Raw genomic sequence first — 23296 nt, forward strand, 5'->3', positions numbered from 1 at the left:
ATGCCGCATCACATCCTCGTCGCCGACGATGACCCGCACATCCGCGAGGTGATCTGCTTTGCCTTGGAGAAGGCCGGCATGAAAACGACAGGGGTGGCCGACGGTGCCGCCGCCTTGCAGGCAATCGGCCGCCGGGCACCGGACCTCGTCGTGCTCGATATCGGCATGCCGGAAATGGACGGGCTGGAGGTCTGCCGGCGGCTGCGGCACATATCCGATGTGCCGGTGCTGTTCCTCTCTGCGCGCGACGAGGAAATCGACCGCATCCTCGGGCTCGAAATGGGCGGCGACGACTATGTGACGAAACCATTCAGCCCGCGCGAGCTGGTTGCCCGCGTCAACGTCATCCTGCGGCGCGCCCGCCCGGCGGCGCCCGAACCGGCCGACGACAGGCGGTTTTCGCATGGCAAACTGGCTCTGGCGCCGGCCAGCCATACCGCCAGCTTCGACGGCAAGCCGTTATCGTTGACAGGAATAGAGTTCTCGATCCTGAAGGGGTTCCTGGCGCGGCCGGCGCATGTGCTCGACCGCGACGCGGTGACGGCCAGCGCCTATGCCGCAAACATCCACGTCGCCGGCCGCACCGTCGACAGCCACATCCGCAACATCCGCGCCAAACTGGCAGCCGTGGGTTGCCCAAATGTCATCGAGACGGTGCATGGCGTCGGCTTCCGGCTTGGCCGATGCGGCTGACGGCCTCCAGCAAATGGATCGGCCGCAAATGGCGGCCACGGCTTGCCACGGTCGTCGTCGCCATCCTGATCATGGTGATGGCCTTGCCACTGGTCGGCCTGTTCTTCTTCCGCCTCTACGAGAACCAGCTGATCCGCCAGACCGAGGCGGAGCTGATCGCGCAAGGCGCTGCCATCGCCGCCATCTATGCGCGGGATGTACGTGACGCCGGCATCCCACCGGAAAAGCTCGGTGCGCCGATGCCGGAGCCAAGTGGGGATTCAAGCCGCAGCGTCAATCCGGACCCGCTCTACAGGCCAATCGAACCGCAGCTCGATCTTGCCTCGGATTATGTCCTGCCGACCCGGCCGGCGGCGATGCCGGCGATCGTCGATCCCGCCTTCGCGGTGATCGGCGCGCGCCTGTCCGGCATCCTCGACGCCACCCAGAAAACCACGCTGGCCGGCTTCCGGCTGCTCGACCCCCGGGGCGTCGTCATTGCCGGGCGCGGCGAGGTCGGCCAGTCGCTCAGTGCGGTCGAAGAGGTGCGCACAGCACTTGCCGGCCACTATGCCAGCGCGCTCAGGCTGCGCATTCCCGACCAGCCGACGCCACCGCTCTATTCGGTCAGCCGCGGCACCAAGGTGCGTGTCTTCGTCGCCCTGCCGGTCGCTGTCGACGGCCAGGTCGCCGGCGTCGTCTATGTGTCGCGGACGCCCAACAACATCATCAAGCATCTCTATGGCGAACGTGGCAAGGTGACGTTGGCGGCGATCGCCATTCTCGGCGGCACGCTGCTCATCGGTCTCATCTTCCTGCGCACCGTCAGCCGGCCGATCTATGCGCTGATCGACCGCACCGAGCGCATCGCCGCCGGCGACCGCACGGCGATCCGGCCGCTCGACCACCACGGCACGCGAGAGATGGCGGAGCTGTCCGCCGCCTTCCTCGACATGGCCGAGAAGCTTCAGGCGCGGTCGGACTCGGTCCAGACTTTCGCCACACATGTCTCGCATGAGCTCAAATCGCCGCTGACGGCGATCCAGGGCGCGGCCGAATTGCTGCGCGATTCCGGTGGCGCGATGGACGATGCGGAGCGGCGGCGTTTCTCCAACAATATCGTCACCGATGCGGGGCGGCTCAATCTGCTGGTGCGGCGCCTGCTCGACCTGGCACGCGCCGAAAACCTGGCGCCGAGCGGCGAAAGCACATCGCTCGGTGCGGCGCTGGCGCTGCTGCCCGTCGACAACAGGCTCGCGGTTAGCGTCGGGGCGGGCGGCGACATCGACTTGCGCATATCGGCCGAGAACGCGGCTATCGTGCTGGCCAATCTCATCGACAATTCGGCCAGGCATGGCGCGACGCAGGTTTCTGTCTCCGCTACGAGCGCCGGCGGCAAGGCGAGCATCCTGGTCAGCGACGACGGTGCCGGCATTTCGCCGAGCAACCGGGCGCGCATTTTCGAGCCGTTCTTCACCACGCGGCGCGAACAGGGCGGCACGGCATGGGGCTTGGCATCGTGCTGGCCCTCCTGAAAGCGCATGATGGTATGATCGCGCTGGTTGACAGCGAGCGCGGCACGCGCTTCGAGGTCATTCTGCCGGTGGCGTGAAGGACACTATCGGCCGGATCGGAGAGAACATGCGCTACGACATCGTCATCATCGGCGGAGCCATCGTCGGCTCCTCGGTCGCCTATTACCTGCGTGAGCAAGGGTTTTCCGGCACGATCGCGCTGATCGAGCGTGATCCGCAATTCGCGCATGCGGCAACGACGCTGTCCATGGCCTCGATCCGCCAGCAATTCTCGATCCCGGAAAACATCCGCCTGTCGCAGTTCACGCTGAAGCTGTTCCGGCGGCTGAAGGAAGAGTTCGGGGATGACGCCGATATCGGCTTTCGCGAGGGCGGCTACCTCATCCTTGCCGGCGAGGACGGCTTGCCGATCCTGAGGAGCAATCACCAGGCGCAGATCGCCGAGGGCGCCGACATTGTGCTGGAGGAGGCGGATCAACTGGTGCGCCGGTTCCCATGGCTGTCGCCCGAGGGCATTTCAGCCGGCGCCTATGGCCGCAGCGGCGAAGGCTGGTTCGACGCGCATGCGATGCTGACGCTGTTCCGCAAGGCGCTGCGGCAGAAGAAAGTCGATTTCATCACCGCAGATGTCACCGGCATCGCGCGCGATGGCAACCGCGTCACGGGAGTGAGCCTCGGCAATGGCGAGACGCTGGAGGCTGGCATCGTCGTCAACGCCGCCGGCCCGAACGCCGGCAAGGTGGCTGCCATGGCCGGGCTTGAGCTGCCGGTCGAGCCGCGCAAGCGCAATGTCTTCGTCTTCGAGGCGCGCGAGAAATATGCCGACATGCCGCTGCTGGTCGATCCCTCCGGCATCTATGTCCGTCCGGAAGGCTCGGTCTACCTCACCGGCGGCGCCGAACCGGAGGAAGGCGACTGCGCACCCGATCCCGGCGACTTCGAGGTAAACTGGCCACTGTTCGAAGAGGTGATCTGGCCGGTGCTGGCGACCCGTATTCCCGCCTTCGAGGCGATCAAGCCGACCCGTGCCTGGGCCGGCCACTACGACTACAACACGCTCGACCAGAACGCGGTGATCGGTCCGCATCCCGACGTCGGCAATTTCCTGTTCGCCAACGGCTTTTCCGGCCACGGCCTGCAGCAGGCGCCAGCAGTGGGCAAAGCGCTGGCCGAACTGATCGTGCATGGCGGTTATCGCACGGTGGATTGCTCGGCGTTCGGGTATGAGCGGGTGGCGGAGGGAAGGGCGTTCCGGGAATTGAATGTGATTTGAGCGGGCAAAGGGAAGGTCCTTTTTGACGCTGGCGCGAAGGATCGCTACGGTTGCGGAAGAGTATTTCGAGCGAGCCTCAGCCCTTGCGGTCGAACCAGAAGGCGTCGGCCATGCGCTTCATGCCGATACGTTCGTAGAAGCCGACGGCATCGGGCATGGAGATCAGGCTGATGGCGACCGATGGTCCAAGCTGCCGGCGCGCCTCGTCCATCAGGCCCTTGCCGATGCCGAGCCCCTGTGCCGATCGGGAAACGGCGAGTTCGGAGATGTAGCAGACCCAGGAGAAGTCGGTGATCGCCCTGATGACGCCGATCAGCGGCTTGCCCTGAATATCAAGGCGCGCGGTCAGCACCAGATTGGCGCCCGACAGCATCGCCCGCAGCCGCGCTTCATCATCGATCGGCCGTGTTTCGCCGAGGCCGGATTCGACCAGCACGCGACGGAATTCGGCGATGTCGAGCGCGGGTCCTCTTTCGTAGAGGACGTGTGCGTTTTCTGCCATGGCCGCCAGATTGCACCATCGGGCCGGCTTGTGCCACCGTGCACGAACAGTTGCCTTTTATTTGCCGCCGGCTTTGTGTAAACCGGGCCTCAGCAAATTCCCCCGCAACGAAAACACGGGCAAAAGCCATGGAAAAATTCACCAAGCTCACCGGCGTCGCCGCTCCGATGCCGATCGTCAATGTCGACACCGACATGATCATCCCGAAGGATTATCTCAAGACGATCAAGCGCACCGGGCTCGGCACTGGCCTGTTCGCCGAAATGCGCTACAAGGACGACGGTTCGGAAAACCCGGATTTCGTGCTCAACAAGCCGGCCTACCGCAAGGCACAGATCCTGGTCGCCGGCGACAATTTCGGCTGCGGTTCCAGCCGCGAGCACGCACCATGGGCGCTGCTCGACTTCGGTATTCGCTGCGTCATCTCGACCTCGTTCGCCGACATTTTCTACAACAACTGCTTCAAGAACGGCATCCTGCCGATCACCGTCAGCCCCGAGGATCTCGAGAAGCTGATGGACGACGCCTCGCGCGGCTCCAATGCCACGGTGTCGGTCGACCTCGAAGCCAAGGAAATCCGTGGGCCGGATGGCGGCGTGGTCAAATTCGACCTCGACGACTTCAAGCGGCACTGCCTGCTCAACGGGCTCGACGATATCGGCCTGACCATGGAGAAAGCCGGCGCCATCGCTTCGTTCGAGAAGCGCAACGCCGAACAGCGCCCCTGGGCCTGAGCGGCGCGCTCCGGACGGATGGATCTGGCCTTTCGGGCCGGTTCGCGGCGACTGAGTGGAGGGACAGTCATGACACGTTCGCTTCTTGCCGGCCTTTGCGGGCTGGCCTTGTTGCTGGGGCAAATCGCCAGCGCGTCTGCGCAGACCCAGACGCCCGCCACACAGCCGGCCCCGGCGACGGAGCAGCCGTCCGCCGATCAGGGGACGAACGCCGCCGATGCTTCCGATGACGACAAGCAAGCTCCCGTCCCATTCGAAGGCGGCACGCTGACCATCACCCAGAAGGAACAGTACGGCGAGAAGGTGCTCGCCTATGACGGTCAGCAGCTGGCCAGCAATTACGATGTCTTCTTCGACAAAACAGTCGAGGTCGGCGGCGTCAAGGTGGCGCTGTTCGATGTCGGCGACGGCGGCAATCAATGCGGGCCGGCGACGGTGATCGTCTGGAAACCGGAAGGCGGCACGATCCAGAGCACCACGGTCGAGCAGGACCAGTGCGGCGCGCCGCCCTCGGCGGTGTCCGACAACGCCATCTATTTCGTGCCCTACCTGTTGCCGGGAGATCAGAAGCCGGCTTTGCAATGGTCGCCGACCGACGGGCTGACGATTTCGGGCAATCTGACCTACATGCCGGAACCCGGAACGGACTGGAAAGACATCGATCCGGAAAAGTACCAGAACATCATCGACGCCTTCCACAATGAGGCCGTCTACACGGAAGCGGAAAAGCTGCTCGGCAAGGACATGGCCGACATGGCGACCAGTCTGCTGGTCGGCGGCGGCACCGAAAAGACCGCTTCGGGCGCCTTCTACGCCAGCGGCTGCGTGCCGCATGACTGCGGCGGCAATGACGGCTTCATGGCGGTCGACCCGGCCCAGCGCAAACTCTACTTCGCCCGCCGCGGCGACAATGGCCAGCCGCAGGCGTGGCCTGGTGTGGCGACATGGCCCGCGGATGTGAAGGCGGCGTTGGACAAGGCGCTGGGGGCGGCAAATTAAAGCTTTAGCGTTGCGCAGCACCCCCTCGCTTTCGTCATCCTATGGTCTGCGCCGCGTCGCTACGCTCCTTGCTCCGCCATAGGATGACGACGGAAGGGATGCTTCAACCAATCTCGGAGGTTCGCGCTTCGCTTCCGGGATAACAGTTTGCCTGGCTTGGCCCACGACCCGCGCCGTTCCGCCTGCTAATGCTGGCCGACAACCCAAGCAAGGCCCCTCATATGCGCAAACTCATCTCCACCGGTTCGCCGTTCGAAAAGACCGCCGGCTATTCGCGCGCCGTGGTGCAGGGCGACTGGTGTTTTGTGTCCGGCACCACCGGCTATGACTACGCGACGATGACGATGCCGGAGACGGTGGAGGCGCAGACGCGCAATTGCCTGGCGGCGATCGGCAAGGCGCTGAAGGAAGGCGGCTTCGAGATGGCTGACGTGGTGCGGGCGCATTACTACGTCACCGACCAGGCCTTCGTGGATGTAGTCTTCCCGATCCTCGGCGAGACGTTCGGTGACATCAGGCCGGCAGCGACGATGATCGTCTGCCAACTCAACAAACCGGAAATGAAGATCGAGATCGAGGTGACGGCGCTGCGGCGCACGGCCTGAAGGGCGACCGACGATGAAAGTCCAGCGCATTGTTGCCAATATCGAGACAGCGGATGTCGCGGCGGCGAAGCGTTTCTACCAGGATGTGCTCGGTCTCGACCTGCTGATGGACCTCGGCTGGATCGCGACCTACGGCTCGCAAGCAAAGATGGATGTCCAGGTCAGCTTCATGGCGCAAGGCGGTTCCGGCACGCCGGTGCCGGATCTCTCGATCGAGGTCGACGATGTCGATGCAGCGCTCGATGCCATGAAGGCGGCGGGCTTTGCCATCGAATACGGACCGGCCGACGAACCGTGGGGCGTGCGGCGCTTCTACGTGCGCGATCCGTTCGGCCGGCTGGTCAACATTCTCTCGCATCAGTGATGACGTATGCCGGCGGGACAGCGCCCCCCTCTGGCCTGCCGGCCATCTCCCCCTCAAGGGGGGAGATTGGATGTCGCCTCGGCGTTCGCCAATCTCCACGTCAGAAAGAAGAGGCGAAACGATAATGCTGCCAATCCCCCCCTTGAGGGGGAGATGCCCGGCAGGGCAGAGGGGGGCGCTACGGATCACCAACGAATCGGGTTATCCGTGATCGCTGCGTTCCTGCTTGCATGCAACTCGCTTGGCGTTTAGCAAGGCCGCGGTTCAAATCTTTCCAGGACGGTTTCTCCATGGCAACGAAGCATCTTTTCCTGCTCCCCGGTGACGGCATCGGTCCTGAGGCCATGGCCGAGGTCAAGAAACTGATCGCGGTCATGAACGACAGGCTCGGCAGCGGTTTTGCCACCGATGAGGGGCTGGTCGGCGGCTGCGCCTATGACGCGCATGGCGCGGCGATCTCCGATGCCGACATGGAAAAGGCGATGGCGGCCGACGCGGTGCTGTTCGGCGCCGTCGGCGGTCCGAAATGGGATGCGGTGCCCTATGAGGTGCGCCCGGAAGCCGGCCTGCTGCGCCTGCGCAAGGACATGGAGCTATTCGCCAATCTGCGCCCGGCCATCTGCTATCCGGCGCTGGCGGCGTCCTCCTCGCTCAAGCAGGAGGTGGTCGAAGGTCTCGACATATTGATCGTGCGCGAGCTGACCGGTGGCGTCTATTTCGGCGAGCCCAAGCAGATCATCGATCTCGGCAACGGACAGAAGCGCGGCATCGACACGCAGGTCTACGACACGTTCGAGATCGAGCGCATTTCGGGCGTCGCCTTCGAACTCGCGCGCACCCGCAAGAACCACGTCACCTCGATGGAAAAGCGCAATGTGATGAAGTCGGGTGTGTTGTGGAACGAGGTCGTCACCCAGACCCACAAGGCGCGCTATTCCGACGTCAAGCTCGACCACATGCTGGCCGACGCCGGCGGCATGCAGCTGGTGCGCTGGCCAAAGCAGTTCGACGTCATCGTCACCGACAATCTGTTCGGCGATATGCTGTCCGATATCGCCGCTATGCTGACCGGCTCGATCGGCATGCTGCCGTCGGCCTCGCTCGGCGCGCCTGACGTGAAGACCAAGAGGCGCAAGGCGCTCTACGAGCCGGTGCACGGTTCGGCGCCCGACATTGCCGGCAAGGGCATTGCCAACCCGATCGCCATGATCGCCTCCTTCGCCATGTGCCTGCGCTATTCCTTCGGCATGGTCGATGAAGCCGACCGCGTCGAAGGCGCGATCGCCGCCGTGCTCGACGCGGGCCTGCGGACGAAAGACATCATGTCCGATGGCATGACCGAGGTCGGTACGGTTGAGATGGGCGACGCGATCATCGCCAAATTCCTGGGCTGATACCGTGACGGTCGACGTCCGCTGGGCGACGATCGAGGACGCGACGACGCTCGCGGCCATGTTTTGCGAGATGGCGGAACATTATCGGCAACCGCCTCTCGATGCCGACCGGGCCCTGTCTGCGGCACGAAAATGGCTTGGCGAGGAAAGCCCGGCCTATCCGCATTTCGCGCTCGCCTTCATCGAGGGCGAGGTCAGCGGCCTGGCGTCGGTGGCGATCGCGCATCCCGGTATCGATCTCGAGCGGCTGCTGTTCCTCAAGGACCTGTTCGTGCGCGACAAAGCCCGCAACGCTGGTGTCGGCCGGGCGCTGATCGGCTTTCTCGCCGATCATTGCCTGCGCGAAGGCATCGGCCGCATCGACCTGACCAGCGAGGACTGGAACGAAGGCGCGCAGCGCTTCTACGACCGGCTTGGCGCAGAACGCCACGGCCAGAAGGTCTTTCTCAGGCTTTCGGGCGAGGCGCTGAAGGCGATCATCCCTAGACCCTGACGCCCGCCGGCACCGGTCCCCACTGGTTTTCGCGGGCCTGCGTCGGGATCAGCGCGAAGACCAGGATGATCAGGCTGCCGATGGTCGGGATCAGCACCACCAGATAAAGCCAGCCCGAGAGGCCGATGTCATGGATGCGGCGAACGGTCATGCCGAGGCTGGGCAGCAGTGTCGCCAGGACGAAGGTGCCGCAAAGGCCGACGGTTACCGCCGCCGATACGCTGCTGTCGAAATTGCCCATTTCGTTGTCGGCGAAAAGACCGATACCGCCGATGACAAGCAGCGAGACCACCCAGAACAGGAAATAACCCCAATATTCCTTGCGGCGGGCACGTCCGGCGAAATTGAAATAGTTCTGCGTCACGCCACGCCAGAAATAGCCCCAGAGATCGGTGGGCTCGGCCGGCCCGGAGGAACGGCCGAAATGCTGGGCCTGTGGCGCAGAAGCGGATGGTGCGTTACCGGCTTGAGTTGGCGCGGCGCTCGTACCAGCGTCGCCGGCCGGCGCAGCCGTCTCGGCGGCGATCAAAAAGACGTCGCGCGCCTGGCCGCCGCCCGCCTGGAATTCCACGCCCGCGCCCTTCCGCATAGTGGTTTCCCGGCGCAGGTTTTCGCGGGTGAAGGTGTAGCGGTTGCCGTCGGCTCCGGTGATGAAGCCGAAGCCCTGGACTTCGTCATAGTGAAGCACTTTGCCGCGCATTTGCCACCCCCACTTGCCACGTCCCTGCCAAGGTGTGGCACATGGCCGAACCGATGGGCAAGACCGCATCGGGATGCGGCCGGCGTCATGCGGGCGGATGAGGCTCGTTGCCCGGTCTTACGAAGGCCGCTTCTTCGCCTTCTTGTGCTTGGGTGCACCAGAGGTGTCGAATTTCGGCTTGCCCGGCTTCTTCGCCCATGGCTTTGCATCATGCGGGGCGGTCGGGCGCTGATCGGCTGCTGCCGGTGCACGTTTTTCGAATTTGCGCTTCGGCGCGTTGGGATCGAACGGCGCCTTGCCGCGATGCGGCTTCTTGTCGGGGCTTGGCGGCTGATAGCCGGCGCGCGACAGATCGGGCGTACCGTCGAGCCGCTTCACCAGGATGTTGCCTTGCAGCTTCCGGTCGGGACCGATCGCGGCCAGGAAGCGGTCTGCCCAATCCGCCGCGATCTGCACGTAGGTCTCTTCCGGCTGCATCTTGATGGCGCCGATCTCTCGCTTCGAGAGGCTGCCGGTGCGGCATAGCATCGGGATGAGCCAGCGCGGTTCGGCATTCTGCCGGCGCCCGATCGACAGCGAGAACCAGACGCTGTCGCCGAAATCGTCGCGGCGGCTGGGCGCCTCGTCGCGGCGCGCGAAACCTTCGCCCGCCGGTCTTTCACGCGACGGCGTGAAGGGCGCGATCTCCATGAGGTCCTCGGGGGCCGAGCGGCTGGCGCGGCACTGGCGCACGAAGGCAGCGGCCACCTGTTCGGCGCCATGCCTGGCGAGCAGTGCGTCGATGAAGGAGCGCTCGTCCTCCTTCACCGGCTCATCGAAAGCCGGATCGGCAAGGATGCGCTCGTCGTCGCGCCGCATCACGTCGTCGGCCGAGGGCGGGCTCGCCCATGTCGCCTTGAGGCCGGCGTTCTGCAACAGCCGTTCGGTGCGCTTGCGGGCGCTGTTGGGCACGATCAGCGCGCTGACGCCCTTGCGCCCGGCGCGGCCGGTGCGGCCGCTGCGGTGCAGCAGCGTTTCCGGGTTGGTCGGCAAATCGGCGTGGATGACCAGCTCAAGATTGGGCAGGTCGATGCCGCGCGCCGCGACATCGGTGGCGATACAGACTTTTGCGCGGCCGTCCCGCATCGCTTGCAGCGCATGGCTGCGCTCGTTCTGGCTGAGCTCGCCCGACAGGGCGACGACGGAGAAGTTGCGGTTGTTGAAGCGCGCGGTCAGATGATTGACGGCGGCACGCGTGTTGCAGAACACCAGCGCGTTCTTGGCTTCGTAATAGCGCAGCACATTGATGATGGCGTTCTCGCGGTCGGGCTGGGCGACGCTCAGCGCCCGATATTCGATGTCGAGATGCTGCTTCTCCTCGCCGGCGGCCGAAATGCGCACCGCATCGCGCTGATAGCCCTGGGCGAGCGTGGCGATCGAGCGCGGCACCGTGGCCGAGAACATCAGCGTCCGGCGTTCGGCCGGAGCGGCGTCGAGGATGAATTCGAGGTCTTCGCGAAAGCCGAGATCGAGCATCTCGTCGGCCTCGTCGAGCACCACCGCCTTCAGCGCCGACATGTCGAGCGAGCGCCGGGTGATGTGGTCGCGCAGCCGGCCGGGCGTGCCGACGACGATATGGGCGCCACGCTCCAGCACACGCCGCTCCGAGCGCATGTCCATGCCGCCGACGCAGGACGCCACGGTGGCGCCGGTCAGTTCGTAGAGCCATTCCAGTTCTCGCGTCACCTGCAAGGCGAGTTCGCGCGTCGGCGCCACCGCCAGCGCCAGCGGTGCGGCGGCGTGGCCGAAGCGCTCCGCGCCCTCAAGCAGGGTCGGCGCCAGAGCGAGGCCGAAGGCCACCGTCTTGCCGGAGCCGGTCTGCGCCGAAACCAGCGCATCGGCCTCGCCGAGCTCGGGCGCCACGACCGCCTTCTGGACGGGCGTCAGCTCGGAATAGCCGCGTTTCTCCAGCGCCCTGGCAAGCGCTGGAACAAGTGCTTCGAAGTTGGACATCTCACTCTTTCGGAATTTTAGGGTCCGCGCTCATCACGGAGCACATGCCGGGGCGGGCCTCGCGCCAGCCAAACAATCTTGGCCGTTCGTACTTCGCGCAGCCGCGATTGTACAGGGCGCGCGCAAAACCAGGCGCCGCTCGGCAATTGACTCTTGACGCAAACCGCGTAAAAGCCGGCACCGAACGGGACAGTTTCGATGCGCGGCCTTTTGACGGCTCTTCCTGCATTCGATGCCCCCAGCCTCAATGCACATCATTGGGCCGGGCGCGTCGGCGCGTCTCCTCGTTTCAGCAAAACCGCATTCTTGGCCAAGAAAACTGGCAAAACCACCACCAAAACGGTGTGATTCCCTTGGCCTAACCACCCTCTCCCGGGTTCGGCCCGGGGGACGGAACCCGCAGCGGCCAGCGGGTTTCTCCAAAAACCAAGCGGAGAGGGACAGGAGATTTTTCGATGAGTTTCAAGGTAGCGATCGTCGGCGCCACGGGCAATGTGGGCCGGGAAATGCTCAACATATTGGAAGAGCGCGGCTTTCCGGTAAGCGAAGTCGTGGCGCTGGCGTCGCGGCGCAGCCAGGGCACGGAAGTGTCGTTCGGCGACCGCACGCTGAAGGTGAAGACGCTCGACCAGTATGATTTTTCCGACACCGACATCTGCATCATGTCGGCCGGCGGCAGCGTCTCCAAGGAATGGTCGCCGAAGATCGGCAAGCAGGGCTGCGTCGTCATCGATAATTCGTCGGCCTTCCGCTACGATCAGGACGTGCCGCTGATCGTGCCGGAAGTGAACCCGGACGCGATCTCGCTGTTCACGCGCAAGAACATCATCGCCAACCCGAACTGCTCGACGGCGCAGCTGGTGGTGGCGCTGAAGCCGCTGCACGACTTCGCCACCATCAAGCGCGTCGTCGTCGCCACCTATCAATCGGTGTCGGGCGCCGGCAAGGAAGGCATGGACGAACTCTTTACCCAGACCCGCGCGGTCTTCGTCGCCGATGGCGTCGAGGTCAAGAAGTTCACCAAGCGCATCGCCTTCAATGTCATCCCGCACATCGACGTCTTCCTCGACGACGGCTCCACCAAGGAAGAGTGGAAGATGGTCGCCGAGACCAAGAAGATGCTCGACCCCAAGATCAAGCTGACGGCGACCTGCGTGCGCGTGCCGGTGTTCATCGGCCACTCGGAAGCGGTCAACATCGAGTTCGAAAAGCCGATCACCGCCGACGACGCGCGGGATATCCTGCGTGAAGCCCCAGGCTGCCAGGTCTTGGACAAGCGCGAGGACGGAGGCTACATCACGCCGCTGGAATCGGCCGGCGAGGACGCCACCTTCATCTCGCGCATCCGCGAGGATTCGACCATCGACAACGGCCTGTCGATGTGGATCGTCTCCGACAATCTGCGCAAGGGCGCCGCACTCAACGCGGTGCAGATCGCCGAGCTTTTGGTCGAGCGCGGCCTGATCCAGCCGAAGAAGAAGGCGGCCTGACGGCTGATTTAGTTTTCGCTCACGGGCCGCACCGCCGCTAGCGCGGCTGGCCCGCGGTCGCGGGCTCCGCCCTCGGCCGGGATGCTGAAGGTTTGCGGAGCATTGATGAAGGCCAATCTCCCCCACGAGGGGGAGATCGGCAGCTTCGCCGATGCGCTACACTCGGTTGTCCTCGGCCAGCCCGATCAGCAGCTTCAGTGCCTCCTGCGCCCTATCGGCGGGAACGAACAGATGGTCGTGATAAAAGGCCGAAACCGGGTTCACGCCCATGCCGGCGGCGGCCAGGCGCGTGGTGATGGCGGCGAGGAAGCCGACGGCTTCCAGCGACGAATGGATGTTCAGCGTCAGCATCCGGCAGCGGAACGAAGCGGTCAGTCCCGCGGCGCTGGCCTCCTCCTCGGTCACGATCAGCGTCACACCCTCGCGCTCGCGAAACACCATCACCGGCTCAACGCCTTCCGGCTGAGGGACGCCGGGTGCCAGCGTGACGAAGACATAGGCGCCGGCGAGCAGCTCCGGTGTCATCGACGCCAGCAGTGTCTTGAGATCGGTTTCGCCGGCCATCTGTCTTCCCTCGCCTGCAAAAAAACGGGCCGCAGCCCACGTGCTCTTCAATATCCGCGACCGGCGCGTGCCGATAGTCCAGGCGCTGCAAGGACGACATGGCGATGTCGCTGGCGGCTGGGCTTGCAGAGCTGTCGCATCGCACAATAGAGAAGCTGAGGGCCAGTGCCGGTCCGTGAAAGGCCTTCGATGATCGTTCGCCCGCGCCCCACATTCCTGCAGCTGTTCTTCATCATGCGCGGTTCGGTCGTGCCACGCATCCTGCCGCAAATATTGGGCTTCGCGCTTTATTCCGCGATCATCCTGGCCGCGGCGCGCCGGTTCCAGCTTGATTTCAGCGTCTTCAACATCACGCCTTTCGGCCTGGTCGGCGTGACATTGTCGATATATCTCTCGTTCCGCAACAACGCCGCCTACGACCGTTGGTGGGAGGCGCGCAAGCTGTGGGGCGCGCTGGTCTTCGAAATGCGCAACCTGGCACGCGCCACCACCAGCCTTATCCCGGACCAGACCGAACAGCGCGCCCTGCTGATGGAAGCCCTCGCCTTCTGTCATTTCCTGCGCGGGCAGTTGCGCAAGATCGACAGCATGAAGGATGCCCGTGCCTTCATCGACGCCGAGGCGGACAAGGCAGCAGCCTTTTCCAATCCGGCGGATGAGATGGTCAGGCGCATGGGCCGGCGTGCCAATGCGCAGCGCCTGGCGGGCGACGTCGACACGATCGGCTTTCGTATCCTCGATGAGAGGCTCGCGTCGGTCGCGGCCATCCAGGCCGGCTGCGAGCGGATCGCCGGTACGCCCTTGCCGTTCGCCTACACGCTGCTGGTGCATCGCACGGCCTATATCGTCTGCCTGCTGCTGCCGGTCGGCCTGATCTCGACCACCGGTTGGGCGACGCCGCTGTTCACCGCGCTGATCGCCTATACTTTCTTCGGCCTCGACGCGCTGTCGGAAGAGCTCGAGGATCCGTTCGGCACCGAAGCCAACGACCTCGCTCTCGACAGCCTCTGCCGTGTCTGCGAAATCTCGGTGTTCGAGGCGCTTGGCGAAACGCCGCCGAAGATGATCCCGGCGGAAAAGTTCTATTTTTCGTAGGCAAAGGCGCGCGGGCTTAGCGGGATTAAAAGAATCCGCCCCGCTGTCGGATCGCCGCTCCATGCCACGTCCTTGGTTCGACCCCAGCAAGAAGGGGATAGAACCATCAGGAGGGACCATCATGAGCATTTCCGAAACCGCGCCCGTCTCGCCGGGCGCTTTGTGGACCGGCCGCGCGCTCAGCGGCGTCATCGTGCTGTTCATGATCTTCGACGGCGCCATCAAGCTGCCGCCGCTCGATATCGTCGTCCAGACGATGGTACCGCTTGGCTGGCCGGCCGATCCGAATGTCGCGCGCATGCTTGGCGTCATCGGCCTGATCTCGACCGCTCTCTATGCGCTGCCGCGCACCTCGGTGCTCGGCGCCATCCTGCTTACTGCCTATATGGGCGGCGCCATCGCCACCAATGTCCGCGTCGACAACCCGCTGTTCTCGCACATTCTGTTCGGCGTCTATCTCGGCATTATCCTGTGGGGTGGCCTGTATCTGCGCGATCCCAGGCTCCGCGCGCTGATCCCGTTCAGCCGTTAGATCCAGATCGAAGCACCGCTTTCGGCTCGAAGCCTGAACCCTTTGCCGGGCAATATCTCAGGGATCGAATCGTCGAGTTGCGAGTTAGAGATTCGCCCGGCGGCGGAGGCGGCTCCTATCGGAGAGGAACGACGATGAAGAAAACGATGCTTTTGATGGCGCTGCTGGTGCCGCTCGCCGCTTGTTCGCAAACGGAAAAAGGCGCGGCCGTAGGCGGCCTCGGTGGCGCTGCCGTCGGTGCGGCCGTCGCCGGCGATCCGGTTGAAGGCGCCGTCGTCGGTGGTGCTGTCGGCGCTGTTGCCGGCGCGCTGATCGGCCGGGCGAGCGAGCGTGGCGAATGCCGCTACCGCGATAGCCGTGGCCGCGTCTATATTGACCGCTGCCCGCGCGGCTATTGACCGGGCGGCTTTTACAGACAGGGTCGAATGAAAAAACGGCGGGCACATGGCCCGCCGTTTTCCTGGATGCGATAGAGCAAATACTTATTCGGCGGTTGCGGCTTCCGCCTCGGCCGGTGCAGCCGCGGCGGCGGCAACGGCAGCAGCGGCATCTTCCTGCGCCTTCTTCAGAAGAGCAGCGCGTTCCTGCGCCTTCTTGCCCGGCTCGGCCTTCTTCGGGTTGGAACGGGCGTCGCGCTTGACAAGGCCGGCCTCGTCGAGGAAGCGCAGCACGCGGTCGGTCGGCTGGGCGCCATGCGCCAGCCAATGCTTGACGCGGTCGGCGTCGACCTTGACGCGTTCGCCGTCCTTGGGCAGCAGCGGGTTCCACGAGCCGATGGACTCGATGAACCGGCCGTCACGCGGCGAACGGGCGTCGGCAATGACGACGTGGTAGTAAGGACGCTTCTTCGAGCCCGCACGGGCCAGTCGGATCTTCAAGGGCATTTCTTTTCTCCTAAAAACTAAGTTCGTTGATTGGGTTTCAGTTGGTTTTCGTCACGCCGTTGGAAGCGGCGATCTGTTCGTGGTGGCGGATCACTTCGCGGACGACGAAGTTGAGGAACTTTTCCGCGAAATCCGGGTCGAGATGGGCATCCTTCGCCAGCTGGCGAAGCCGGGCGATCTGCTGCTGCTCGCGTGCCGGGTCGGCCGGCGGCAAGCCATGAGTCGCCTTCAGCACGCCAACCGCCTTGGTGCAGCGGAAGCGCTCCGCAAGCATGTGGATGAGGGCTGCGTCGATGTTGTCGATCGACGCCCGGTAATCTGCCAGGAGGGCGCGGGCGTCGGCCATGTCCTTTTCTTCGTTCATGGCGTCCTCACTTCTTCTTGCCAAGGCCGGGCAGCCCGCCACCGCCGAGGCCGGGAAGCCCGGGAAGTTTCATGCCGCCGGGCAAACCTGGCATGCCGCTGGGCAGGCCACCGCCGCCGGGAAGGCCTTTCATGCCGCCGCCTAGGCCGGCTGCCTGCGCCTGCTTCTGCAAGGCTTCGAGCTGCTTGGGATCCATCTTCGACAGGTCCGGCATGCCGCCGCCCATCATGCCACCCATACCGCCGGGCATCATGCCGCCGAGGCCCATCTTGGAGGCGAGGCCGCCCATCATGCCGCGCATCAGGCCGCCGCCTTTGCCCTTGCCGCCCATCGCCTTCATCATGTCGGCCATGCCGCGATGCATCTTGAGCAGCTTGTTGATTTCGGCCGCGTCGGTGCCGGAACCGGCAGCGATGCGCTTCTTGCGCGAATGCTTGAGCAAATCGGGATTGGCGCGCTCTGCCTTGGTCATCGACGAGATGATGGCGAGCTGGCGGCCGAACATCTTGTCGTCGAGACCGGCGGCGGCCATCTGGTCCTTCATCTTGCCCATGCCGGGCATCATGCCCATGATGCCGCCCATGCCGCCCATCTTCGACATCTGCTGAAGCTGGCCGGCGAGATCGTTCAGGTCGAACTTGCCCGACTGCATCTTCTTGGCCATCGCCGCCGCCTGTTCGGCGTCGATGTTCTCGGCGGCCTTTTCGACGAGCGAAACAATGTCGCCCATGCCGAGGATGCGGTCAGCGATGCGCTTGGGGTGGAATTCCTCCAGCCCGTCCATCTTTTCGCCGGTGCCGATCAGCTTGATCGGCTTGCCGGTGACGGCGCGCATCGAAAGGGCAGCACCGCCACGGCCGTCGCCGTCCATGCGGGTCAGCACGAGACCGGTGATGCCGACGCGCTCGTCGAAGCTCTTGGCCAGGTTGACGGCGTCCTGGCCGGTCAGCGAATCGGCGACCAGCAGGATTTCGTGCGGGCTCGATACCTTCTTGATGTCGGCCATCTCGACCATCAGCGGCTCGTCGATATGGGTGCGGCCGGCGGTGTCGAGGATGACGACGTCGTGGCCGCCGAGCTTGGCCGCCTGCACGGCGCGGCGCGCGATGTCGACCGGCGACTGGCCGTCGATGATCGGCAGCGTGGCGACCTTGACCTGTTCGCCGAGCTGGCGAAGCTGCTCCTGCGCGGCGGGGCGCCGCGTGTCGAGCGAGGCCATCAGGACCTTCTTGTTCTGACGCTCGGAAAGACGCTTGGCGATCTTGGCCGAAGTGGTCGTCTTGCCGGAACCCTGCAGGCCGACCATCATGATGACGACCGGCGCCGGGGCATTGAGATCGATGGCGACGCCTTCAGCGCCGAGCATGTCGACCAGTTCGTCATGAACGATCTTGACGACCATCTGGCCGGGCTTGATCGACTTGACCACGGCCGCGCCGACAGCCTTCTCGCGCACCTTGTCGGTGAAGGAGCGCACCACTTCCAGCGCCACGTCGGCTTCGAGCAGCGCACGGCGCACCTCGCGCAGCGCCGCCGAGACATCAGCCTCCGACAGCGCGCCGCGGCCGGTCAGGCCGTTCAGGATCGAACCAAGACGTTCCTGTAGCGATTCAAACATTCGTTTTCCTTTTCCCTGGCACCCGGATGGTGCCCGAGAGGTAATGCGTTCGCGCCCAGTGTCCAACCAAAAGTCCAAGCAAAAGCCAAAACCAAAAAGCACCCGGGGGCGCTCAGCGCTGCCGGGTGTTGGCCTCCAGGATCGATTTACAGCACTTCACCTCAAAGAGGTTTCGGCGTCCTGGTCGGCTTGCTCGGAGGGATACTCGTCGCGGAATTCGGGGCGTGTAGACAGGAAATCTGCGCAAGAGTCAAGACAAGGGCCGGGTAGCGTCATTCCCGGACCCGCATTCAGGCCGTGCTCGCGCGGTCCGGAAGCTCGGCGGCGACCTTGAGCGGCGAGCGCGGATGCAAAAGCAGCCCGATGGTCAGCAGGCTGCAGGCGATGCCGATGAAGGCGATGAGAACCGCATCCGACGTTGCCCAGCCCGGTCCCTCGAGCGGCCTGGCGTTGAACAGGGCGAAGGAATTGTAGCTTTCCTGATGCGAGATCAGCAGGAAGCCGGTCAGGTTGTTGCCGAGATGAGCACCCAGCGCGGCGCCGAGATTGCCTGTTGCGTAAACGACAAGCGTCAGCAGCAACGCGAAAGCGGCGATCGACGCCAGCACACAGGCGTTGATGGCTGGCGACGAACTCGCACTCCAATGCAGCGAGGTGAACAGCAGGGCCGGCAGCAGCGCCCAGATGAACGGGCTCTTGAACCGGCTGGCCAGCCCGCGCAGCAGGTAGCCGCGAAACAGCAACTCTTCCGACGAGGTCTGCAACAGAGTGAGCGCGGCGATCGGGATCGCAAACAGCAGCCAGGACGACAGGCTGATCGGGCCGCGCGCGATCTGCGGCTGCAAGAGATAGAGCAGGATTTCGGAGATCAACGAGGTGATCAGCACCGCGATCAGCCCCTTGAGGAAGCCGGACCACGAAACACGCCGGCTGTTGCCGAGCAGCGCCGACAGCTTCTCGCCATGCACCCAGCGCATCGCGGCCCACAGGCCGATCCAGATGCCGGCGAACGAGACGAGCGCGGTGAGAATGCCGATGGGCGAGGCGAGGAAACCCTGCATGCCGGATGATGGGGCCGCCTGCCGGGCGAAGAAGGCATAGGTGCCGCCGACCAGCACGGCCACGGTGGTTGCTGCCCAAAAAAGGACGACGATCCCCGTTCCGAGCAACAGGCGCGGCAAGGTCGTCCTGGCGTTCGGCGAATGCCTGTAGCGCTCGAAGGCGGCCGGATCGATGGTCACGCGGGCTCCTTTGCCAAAGTCATCGCCTATTGACTAATCGATGGCTCGGAAAATCGGAATCGTTTTCCGCAAAGGACAATGCTCAGAGCAGCGTCGGCGCACAAGAGGCGACGCTGCGGTGCCGCCTGCCGGCGGCCGCTGCTGTGGCAGCGGCCGCTTATGCCAATTGTCGTCAGCGCACGACGTACATGATGCGCCGGGTCTGCGGATCGATCAGCGCCCGCTGGCCGTTCACATAGACATAGCGGTAATTGTAGTCCGGAATCTCGCGCAGCTCGACGGTGTCGGGCAGGGTCGCGCCGGTGACCACTTCGCCTTCCAGATAGATGGGATCGAGGCGATGCGTGTCGACATAGGTGCGGACTTCAGCCGGGGGCGGCGGGAAGTCATCCACGACCGGATCGCTGGCGATGATCGCGCCGGTATAATCGGTCGAGTAGTTGCCGATGTCCTCCGGCGGCGAGACGACAGCAACGCTGGCGCGCCGTTGCGTCAGCACCACCCGGCTGCCGCCTATATCGGCCGTCACATAGTCGGAATAGACCCAGCCCTGGCCGCCGGCCTCGGCTATGGTGCACCATTTGCTGTTTGCGATGCAGCCATTGAGCGTTGCCGACTGACCGGCGGCGAGCACGCCGATGACAGGGTATTGCGGGCCGGGTCCGGCGCGAACGTTAAGGTCGGTGACGGCTGAGACGGCGGTGTCGGCAAACGCGGCGCCCGACATCACGGTCAGCATTCCGGCGACCGCCGGAAACAACAGGGATTTCATGGTTTCTCTCCGTTTTCATGGTCCCTCGCCAGCGAAAACGGGGCAGCAGCTCATGCGTTCCCGCTAAAGCGCCTGTGCCAACTCACGATTTGTTCCCTGTTCTCCAGGCAAATCGGTCAGAAGTTCGTGAACGAAGTCCAATTTCCGCGCCGTGACGTCCGAAATGACAAAGGGATAGAGGTCCGGCAGGCCCATGCAGCGGTTGATCGAATTGGAGGCTTCCGACAGCACCAGCCAGCGGGCAAGGATCTTTTCGAAAGACTCGGGCGCGGTCGGCGGCTCCGAGGGTGCGGCCTGCAATTCGCCGCCGGTGTCGCCGCGCGGCAAGTCGTTGGCCTCCACCGTCTCCAGCCGGCCGAGCGGAAAGTTCAGTGCGTGCACCATTTCCAGCGTGTCGGTGATGTGCAGGTGGTGAGCCCAGGTCTCGGCCCAGTCCTCCCATGGATGCGAGGTCGCATAGGCCGAGATGTGGGCTTGCTGCCAGTCGGGCGGCGCACCATTGGCATAATAGGCCTTCAGCGCCTGTTCGTAATCGGCGCGGTCATCGCCGAACAGTGCGCGGAAAGCTTCGAGCCGGTGCGGATCGTCGCGGATCAGGCGGTCCCAATAATAGTGCCCAAGCTCATGACGGAAATGACCGAGCAAGGTGCGGTAGTTCTCGCCCATCTCGACGCGCCGCTTCTCGCGCTCGGCCGAATCCGCCTCGGCGACGTTGAGCGTGATCAGGCCATTGTCGTGGCCGGTCAGGATCCGCTCGCCGCCGGGGCCGCCGCCGATCGGATCGGCGAGGAAGTCGAAGGCCAGCCCGATCTCGTCGGCGGGGTTCTGCTTGGGCGCCACCGGCAGCCCGAAGGCCAGCAGCGAATAGATGGCGCGCTTCTTCGCCGCTTCGACACGGATCCAGCGGCGGCGGTTGCCGTCGACGGAGAGATCCGGGATCAACTGGTTGAGCGCACAGGCGCGGCAAAAGGCGTGTCCGGGCTCGGCCATCCAGTTGCAGGCGCATTCATCGGCGTTGGTGCACTGGAAGATGCCGTCGGCGCTCGCCAGCGCGAAACAGGCGTGCTCGGGATCGTAGAGCACGGGGTTCCCGCAGTTCAGGCACTGGGCGTTCTCGAAATAGATGCGATGGCCGCAATGGGGGCAGTCGAAGAGTTTCATGTCGGTCTCAATTCACCGGAGGTGACATAGATATTCACGGCGGCCCGTGCCCAACGCGAACAGCCGCGCGGCGTTCCACATTTTCCTGAAGCTATTTGGCCGCAAGCTGGGCGACAACCTGTCTTGCCACCGCTTCGCCCGACAGCCGTGCGCCGCCGCAGGTCTGCATCAGCGGGCCGGCCAAGTGCTCGCCGGCGAAGAAGATCTTGTCGGCCACCGGCTGCATGAGCGCGGCGCGCGCCAGTGAACGGCCAGGGCGGGCGGCGGCGTAGGCGCCGCGCACGAAGCGCTCGCCGCCCCAATTGGTCATCATGGCGCGTCCGACATGCTTGCGCGTATCGCCACCGAAGATGCCGCACAGCCGGTCGACGACGAAGTCGATGCCGGCCGCCTCGCCGGCCGCCGACATTTCCCAGGCGAAATCGCCGCCGACGAAGCCGACCATCAGGTCAAGGTCGAACGGGAAGCACAGGAAATAAATGTCGTGCCTGGCCATCCGTTCGATCAGCAGGTCGTCGAAGGGCTGCAGCCCGAGCCTTGTGCCCGATATTTCGACCGGCAATTTGGTCAGCATGCCCATCGGCAGGTCGAAGAAGGCGCCAAAATGGGTGTCGGGCAGGGCCGGCGAGAACGCGATCTCCTCGAAGGCGAGCACCGCTGGCGAAGCGGTCACGATCACCGCTTTGGCGCGGACGGTGCCGCGATCAGTGACGCAGGCGACGCCGGGCACGTCCCACAGGATCTTGCGTACCGGCGTCGACAGTTCGACCGGCACGCCGGCGCCGAAACGCGCCACCAGCGCGCCAAGGCCCTCCTTGCTGAAGTAGTTCGGGTCGAGATCGGCGGCGGCCTGGAAGTCCAGGATCGAGATTTCGTCCTCGTCGGCGCCGAAATCCATCGGCCCGGCGAAGGTGGCGGCGGCGCGCGGCGCATGGCCTTTTGCCAACAGCGCCGAAAGACGATCGTCATCTCCGCCCTTCACTTCATGCCTGGCCAGCAGTTCGAACAGCTTTGCGTCGGCGGCCTTCATGTCGGCTTCTTCCGCTTCGCTCGCCTTGCGCTCGCGGTAGTAGAGATGATCGACATTCATGTCGTGATGATGCAACGTCCAGCCTGCCACTTGCGCTTCGGGAAAATAGGGATTGCGGTCGGCGGCATGCAGCCAGGCGCAGCCGATGTCGAAAGGCACGCCGAAATGCTGGTCGCTGGTCCAGGCTCGCCCGCCGATTCGGTCCATCGCTTCGAGCAGCGTGAAGGAAAGCCCCGCCGCCTGCAGGGTTTTGGCAGCGGCAAGACCCGCCGAGCCGGCGCCGATGATGACGACATCAACGTCTTGCATGCAGCCCCCTTGCCACAATAATCACTTGATCCTAGGCAAATTCCACGGCATTCGCCAGCATTGCAGCGGTGACAGTGACAAGTGCGCGTTTCGCTGGCAAGTTCGCAATTGGGACGTGATTCAGGCAACCAGGAGATCAACATGGCAATTCTTGCCAAGGGAAAGATGTTTGCAGCGGCCGCGATGGCGGTGCTTGCGCTGGCGACGGGCGCACAGGCAGCGGCCAGCTGCGGCAAGACCGGCGCCGGCTTCGAGGCCTGGAAGCAGGACTTTGCCGCGCAGGCCAGGTCGGAAGGTGTGGGCGCCAAGGGGCTGGCCGCTCTGGCCGGGGCGAACTACGCGACAAAGACGATCTCCGTCGACCGCGGCATTCACAAGGCCTTCAGCGGCTCGGTGGACGATTTCATGCGGCGGCGCGGCGGCGCGGCGATTATCTCCAAGGGCCGGTCGCTGAAAAAGTCGAATGCGGCGCTGTTCTCCAAGATCGAAGCGAATTACGGCGTGTCGCCGGGCGTGTTGCTGGCCATCTGGGGTATGGAAACCGGCTTCGGTTCGGCCATGGGCAACCAGAACACCGTCTCTGCGATTTTGACGCTTGCCTATGATTGCCGCCGCCCGGGGTTCTTCTACCCGCATGCGATCGCCGCCCTGAAGCTGGTCGATCGCGGGGCGCTGACAGCCTCGTCGGTCGGGGCCGCGCATGGCGAGATCGGACACACGCAGTTCCTGCCAGGAAACGTCCTGAAATATGGCGTCGGCGGCGGAAACCTGCGCGACAAGGGCACGGCGCTGGCTTCCACCGCCAACTTCCTCAAGGGTCATGGCTGGCGGGCAGGTGCGAGCGCGAGTGCGAATATGGGCGCGATTGCCGGCTGGAATTCCGCGAGCGTCTATCAGCAGGCCATCGCCCGCATTGCCACGGCGATCGACGGCGATTGACGGACCATGCACCGGGCAGGAGGCCCCGGCCATT

The 23296-nt window shown here is 64.5% G+C and carries 25 protein-coding genes and 1 pseudogene; 15 read left to right on the plus strand and 11 right to left on the minus strand.

Annotated elements, in window-relative coordinates; translation table 11 throughout:
* The 3 genes and pseudogenes from LB559_RS31450 to LB559_RS31460 all read left to right on the plus strand — a co-directional run bounded on the left by LB559_RS31450 (position 1) and on the right by LB559_RS31460 (position 3480).
* Entirely contained in the window at positions 1 to 693 is a 693-nt protein-coding gene (locus LB559_RS31450) for a response regulator transcription factor (RefSeq protein ID WP_224675798.1), read from the plus strand.
* Positions 684 to 2284: pseudogene (locus tag LB559_RS31455) on the plus strand (ATP-binding protein). The gene LB559_RS31450 and the pseudogene LB559_RS31455 overlap by 10 nt, the downstream one beginning before the upstream one ends.
* A 29-nt stretch (positions 2285 to 2313) precedes the next feature.
* Complete coding sequence (locus LB559_RS31460) at positions 2314 to 3480, plus strand: NAD(P)/FAD-dependent oxidoreductase (RefSeq protein ID WP_224675799.1); 1167 nt, start codon at positions 2314 to 2316, stop codon at positions 3478 to 3480.
* Between the two features lie 76 nt (positions 3481 to 3556).
* Here LB559_RS31460 and LB559_RS31465 read toward each other — a convergent pair whose 3' ends face one another.
* A complete protein-coding gene (locus tag LB559_RS31465) occupies positions 3557 to 3982 on the minus strand; it encodes a GNAT family N-acetyltransferase (protein WP_224675800.1) in 426 nt (141 codons plus the stop codon).
* 128 nt (positions 3983 to 4110) lie between these two features.
* Here LB559_RS31465 and leuD point away from each other — a divergent pair, with 128 nt between their 5' ends.
* The 6 genes from leuD (at position 4111) to LB559_RS31495 (ending at position 8571) form a co-directional block, all read left to right on the plus strand.
* A complete protein-coding gene (leuD, locus tag LB559_RS31470) occupies positions 4111 to 4716 on the plus strand; it encodes a 3-isopropylmalate dehydratase small subunit (RefSeq protein ID WP_013528787.1) in 606 nt (201 codons plus the stop codon).
* A 69-nt stretch (positions 4717 to 4785) separates the two neighbouring features.
* A complete protein-coding gene (locus LB559_RS31475; RefSeq protein ID WP_224675801.1) occupies positions 4786 to 5715 on the plus strand; it encodes a hypothetical protein in 930 nt (309 codons plus the stop codon).
* Positions 5716 to 5936: 221 nt separating this feature from the next.
* Positions 5937 to 6320: a RidA family protein gene (locus tag LB559_RS31480; RefSeq protein WP_224675802.1), complete on the plus strand. Its 384-nt coding sequence runs from the start codon at positions 5937 to 5939 to the stop codon at positions 6318 to 6320.
* Between the two features lie 13 nt (positions 6321 to 6333).
* Positions 6334 to 6684 carry a VOC family protein gene (locus tag LB559_RS31485; protein WP_127368683.1) on the plus strand — a complete coding sequence of 117 codons (351 nt, stop codon included), beginning with the start codon at positions 6334 to 6336 and terminating at the stop codon, positions 6682 to 6684.
* A gap of 290 nt (positions 6685 to 6974) precedes the next feature.
* Positions 6975 to 8078, plus strand: coding sequence for a 3-isopropylmalate dehydrogenase (gene leuB / locus LB559_RS31490; RefSeq protein WP_224675803.1), 1104 nt, complete (start codon positions 6975 to 6977; stop codon positions 8076 to 8078).
* Positions 8079 to 8082: 4 nt separating this feature from the next.
* Positions 8083 to 8571, plus strand: coding sequence for a GNAT family N-acetyltransferase (locus LB559_RS31495; protein ID WP_224675804.1), 489 nt, complete (start codon positions 8083 to 8085; stop codon positions 8569 to 8571).
* Here the strand turns inward: LB559_RS31495 and LB559_RS31500 are convergent.
* Together LB559_RS31500 and LB559_RS31505 are read right to left on the minus strand one after the other, a co-directional pair.
* Positions 8561 to 9271 carry a DUF805 domain-containing protein gene (locus LB559_RS31500; RefSeq protein ID WP_063169563.1) on the minus strand — a complete coding sequence of 237 codons (711 nt, stop codon included), beginning with the start codon at positions 9269 to 9271 and terminating at the stop codon, positions 8561 to 8563. The genes LB559_RS31495 and LB559_RS31500 overlap by 11 nt on opposite strands.
* A gap of 117 nt (positions 9272 to 9388) precedes the next feature.
* Positions 9389 to 11263 carry a DEAD/DEAH box helicase gene (locus LB559_RS31505; protein ID WP_224675805.1) on the minus strand — a complete coding sequence of 625 codons (1875 nt, stop codon included), beginning with the start codon at positions 11261 to 11263 and terminating at the stop codon, positions 9389 to 9391.
* Positions 11264 to 11461: 198 nt separating this feature from the next.
* On the opposite strand from LB559_RS31505, the gene LB559_RS31510 reads away from it, so the two are divergent.
* Complete coding sequence (locus tag LB559_RS31510) at positions 11462 to 11611, plus strand: hypothetical protein (RefSeq protein WP_164753489.1); 150 nt, start codon at positions 11462 to 11464, stop codon at positions 11609 to 11611.
* Positions 11612 to 11718: 107 nt separating this feature from the next.
* A complete protein-coding gene (locus LB559_RS31515; protein ID WP_013528795.1) occupies positions 11719 to 12753 on the plus strand; it encodes an aspartate-semialdehyde dehydrogenase in 1035 nt (344 codons plus the stop codon).
* 156 nt (positions 12754 to 12909) lie between these two features.
* Here LB559_RS31515 and LB559_RS31520 read toward each other — a convergent pair whose 3' ends face one another.
* On the minus strand, positions 12910 to 13317 hold the full coding sequence (locus LB559_RS31520; RefSeq protein ID WP_224675806.1) for an ACT domain-containing protein: 408 nt from the start codon (positions 13315 to 13317) through the stop codon (positions 12910 to 12912).
* A 189-nt stretch (positions 13318 to 13506) separates the two neighbouring features.
* Between LB559_RS31520 and LB559_RS31525 the strand changes: the two genes are divergently transcribed.
* From LB559_RS31525 to LB559_RS31535, 3 genes are all read left to right on the plus strand, one after another.
* Positions 13507 to 14412 (plus strand): bestrophin family protein, encoded by a 906-nt coding sequence (locus tag LB559_RS31525; protein WP_027162876.1) that lies wholly within the window; start codon positions 13507 to 13509, stop codon positions 14410 to 14412.
* Positions 14413 to 14533: 121 nt separating this feature from the next.
* Positions 14534 to 14944, plus strand: coding sequence for a DoxX family protein (locus tag LB559_RS31530; protein WP_013528798.1), 411 nt, complete (start codon positions 14534 to 14536; stop codon positions 14942 to 14944).
* Positions 14945 to 15078: 134 nt separating this feature from the next.
* Positions 15079 to 15342, plus strand: a complete 264-nt coding sequence (locus LB559_RS31535) for a YMGG-like glycine zipper-containing protein (protein ID WP_013528799.1) — start codon at positions 15079 to 15081, stop codon at positions 15340 to 15342.
* Positions 15343 to 15426: 84 nt separating this feature from the next.
* On the opposite strand, the gene rpsP is transcribed toward LB559_RS31535, so the two are convergent.
* The 7 genes from rpsP to LB559_RS31570 all read right to left on the minus strand — a co-directional run bounded on the left by rpsP (position 15427) and on the right by LB559_RS31570 (position 22323).
* A complete protein-coding gene (gene rpsP, locus LB559_RS31540) occupies positions 15427 to 15828 on the minus strand; it encodes a 30S ribosomal protein S16 (RefSeq protein ID WP_013528800.1) in 402 nt (133 codons plus the stop codon).
* Between the two features lie 37 nt (positions 15829 to 15865).
* Positions 15866 to 16192: a chorismate mutase gene (locus tag LB559_RS31545; protein ID WP_013528801.1), complete on the minus strand. Its 327-nt coding sequence runs from the start codon at positions 16190 to 16192 to the stop codon at positions 15866 to 15868.
* Positions 16193 to 16199: 7 nt separating this feature from the next.
* On the minus strand, positions 16200 to 17810 hold the full coding sequence (ffh, locus tag LB559_RS31550; RefSeq protein WP_024504031.1) for a signal recognition particle protein: 1611 nt from the start codon (positions 17808 to 17810) through the stop codon (positions 16200 to 16202).
* A gap of 290 nt (positions 17811 to 18100) precedes the next feature.
* Complete coding sequence (locus tag LB559_RS31555; protein ID WP_224675807.1) at positions 18101 to 19051, minus strand: CPBP family intramembrane glutamic endopeptidase; 951 nt, start codon at positions 19049 to 19051, stop codon at positions 18101 to 18103.
* A 172-nt stretch (positions 19052 to 19223) separates the two neighbouring features.
* Positions 19224 to 19823: a DUF1236 domain-containing protein gene (locus LB559_RS31560; RefSeq protein WP_224675808.1), complete on the minus strand. Its 600-nt coding sequence runs from the start codon at positions 19821 to 19823 to the stop codon at positions 19224 to 19226.
* Positions 19824 to 19886: 63 nt separating this feature from the next.
* Positions 19887 to 20984: a putative zinc-binding metallopeptidase gene (locus LB559_RS31565; protein ID WP_224675809.1), complete on the minus strand. Its 1098-nt coding sequence runs from the start codon at positions 20982 to 20984 to the stop codon at positions 19887 to 19889.
* A 91-nt stretch (positions 20985 to 21075) separates the two neighbouring features.
* Positions 21076 to 22323, minus strand: coding sequence for a flavin monoamine oxidase family protein (locus LB559_RS31570; RefSeq protein ID WP_224675810.1), 1248 nt, complete (start codon positions 22321 to 22323; stop codon positions 21076 to 21078).
* Between the two features lie 141 nt (positions 22324 to 22464).
* On the opposite strand from LB559_RS31570, the gene LB559_RS31575 reads away from it, so the two are divergent.
* Positions 22465 to 23262: a lytic transglycosylase domain-containing protein gene (locus LB559_RS31575; protein ID WP_024504026.1), complete on the plus strand. Its 798-nt coding sequence runs from the start codon at positions 22465 to 22467 to the stop codon at positions 23260 to 23262.
* The last annotated feature ends 34 nt before the right edge of the window (positions 23263 to 23296 follow it).

This window comes from Mesorhizobium sp. BR1-1-3 (assembly GCF_020165455.1).
Lineage (GTDB): Bacteria > Pseudomonadota > Alphaproteobacteria > Rhizobiales > Rhizobiaceae > Mesorhizobium > Mesorhizobium ciceri.

Coding starts and splice junctions, on each gene's coding strand:
- LB559_RS31450 (WP_224675798.1), top strand. CDS start 1: ATGCCGCATCACATCCTCGTCGCCGACGATGACCCGCACATCCGCGAG.
- LB559_RS31460 (WP_224675799.1), top strand. CDS start 2,314: ATGCGCTACGACATCGTCATCATCGGCGGAGCCATCGTCGGCTCCTCG.
- LB559_RS31465 (WP_224675800.1), bottom strand. CDS start 3,982: ATGGCAGAAAACGCACACGTCCTCTACGAAAGAGGACCCGCGCTCGAC.
- leuD (WP_013528787.1), top strand. CDS start 4,111: ATGGAAAAATTCACCAAGCTCACCGGCGTCGCCGCTCCGATGCCGATC.
- LB559_RS31475 (WP_224675801.1), top strand. CDS start 4,786: ATGACACGTTCGCTTCTTGCCGGCCTTTGCGGGCTGGCCTTGTTGCTG.
- LB559_RS31480 (WP_224675802.1), top strand. CDS start 5,937: ATGCGCAAACTCATCTCCACCGGTTCGCCGTTCGAAAAGACCGCCGGC.
- LB559_RS31485 (WP_127368683.1), top strand. CDS start 6,334: ATGAAAGTCCAGCGCATTGTTGCCAATATCGAGACAGCGGATGTCGCG.
- leuB (WP_224675803.1), top strand. CDS start 6,975: ATGGCAACGAAGCATCTTTTCCTGCTCCCCGGTGACGGCATCGGTCCT.
- LB559_RS31500 (WP_063169563.1), bottom strand. CDS start 9,271: ATGCGCGGCAAAGTGCTTCACTATGACGAAGTCCAGGGCTTCGGCTTC.
- LB559_RS31505 (WP_224675805.1), bottom strand. CDS start 11,263: ATGTCCAACTTCGAAGCACTTGTTCCAGCGCTTGCCAGGGCGCTGGAG.
- LB559_RS31510 (WP_164753489.1), top strand. CDS start 11,462: ATGCGCGGCCTTTTGACGGCTCTTCCTGCATTCGATGCCCCCAGCCTC.
- LB559_RS31515 (WP_013528795.1), top strand. CDS start 11,719: ATGAGTTTCAAGGTAGCGATCGTCGGCGCCACGGGCAATGTGGGCCGG.
- LB559_RS31520 (WP_224675806.1), bottom strand. CDS start 13,317: ATGGCCGGCGAAACCGATCTCAAGACACTGCTGGCGTCGATGACACCG.
- LB559_RS31525 (WP_027162876.1), top strand. CDS start 13,507: ATGATCGTTCGCCCGCGCCCCACATTCCTGCAGCTGTTCTTCATCATG.
- LB559_RS31530 (WP_013528798.1), top strand. CDS start 14,534: ATGAGCATTTCCGAAACCGCGCCCGTCTCGCCGGGCGCTTTGTGGACC.
- LB559_RS31535 (WP_013528799.1), top strand. CDS start 15,079: ATGAAGAAAACGATGCTTTTGATGGCGCTGCTGGTGCCGCTCGCCGCT.
- rpsP (WP_013528800.1), bottom strand. CDS start 15,828: ATGCCCTTGAAGATCCGACTGGCCCGTGCGGGCTCGAAGAAGCGTCCT.
- LB559_RS31545 (WP_013528801.1), bottom strand. CDS start 16,192: ATGAACGAAGAAAAGGACATGGCCGACGCCCGCGCCCTCCTGGCAGAT.
- ffh (WP_024504031.1), bottom strand. CDS start 17,810: ATGTTTGAATCGCTACAGGAACGTCTTGGTTCGATCCTGAACGGCCTG.
- LB559_RS31560 (WP_224675808.1), bottom strand. CDS start 19,823: ATGAAATCCCTGTTGTTTCCGGCGGTCGCCGGAATGCTGACCGTGATG.
- LB559_RS31565 (WP_224675809.1), bottom strand. CDS start 20,984: ATGAAACTCTTCGACTGCCCCCATTGCGGCCATCGCATCTATTTCGAG.
- LB559_RS31570 (WP_224675810.1), bottom strand. CDS start 22,323: ATGCAAGACGTTGATGTCGTCATCATCGGCGCCGGCTCGGCGGGTCTT.
- LB559_RS31575 (WP_024504026.1), top strand. CDS start 22,465: ATGGCAATTCTTGCCAAGGGAAAGATGTTTGCAGCGGCCGCGATGGCG.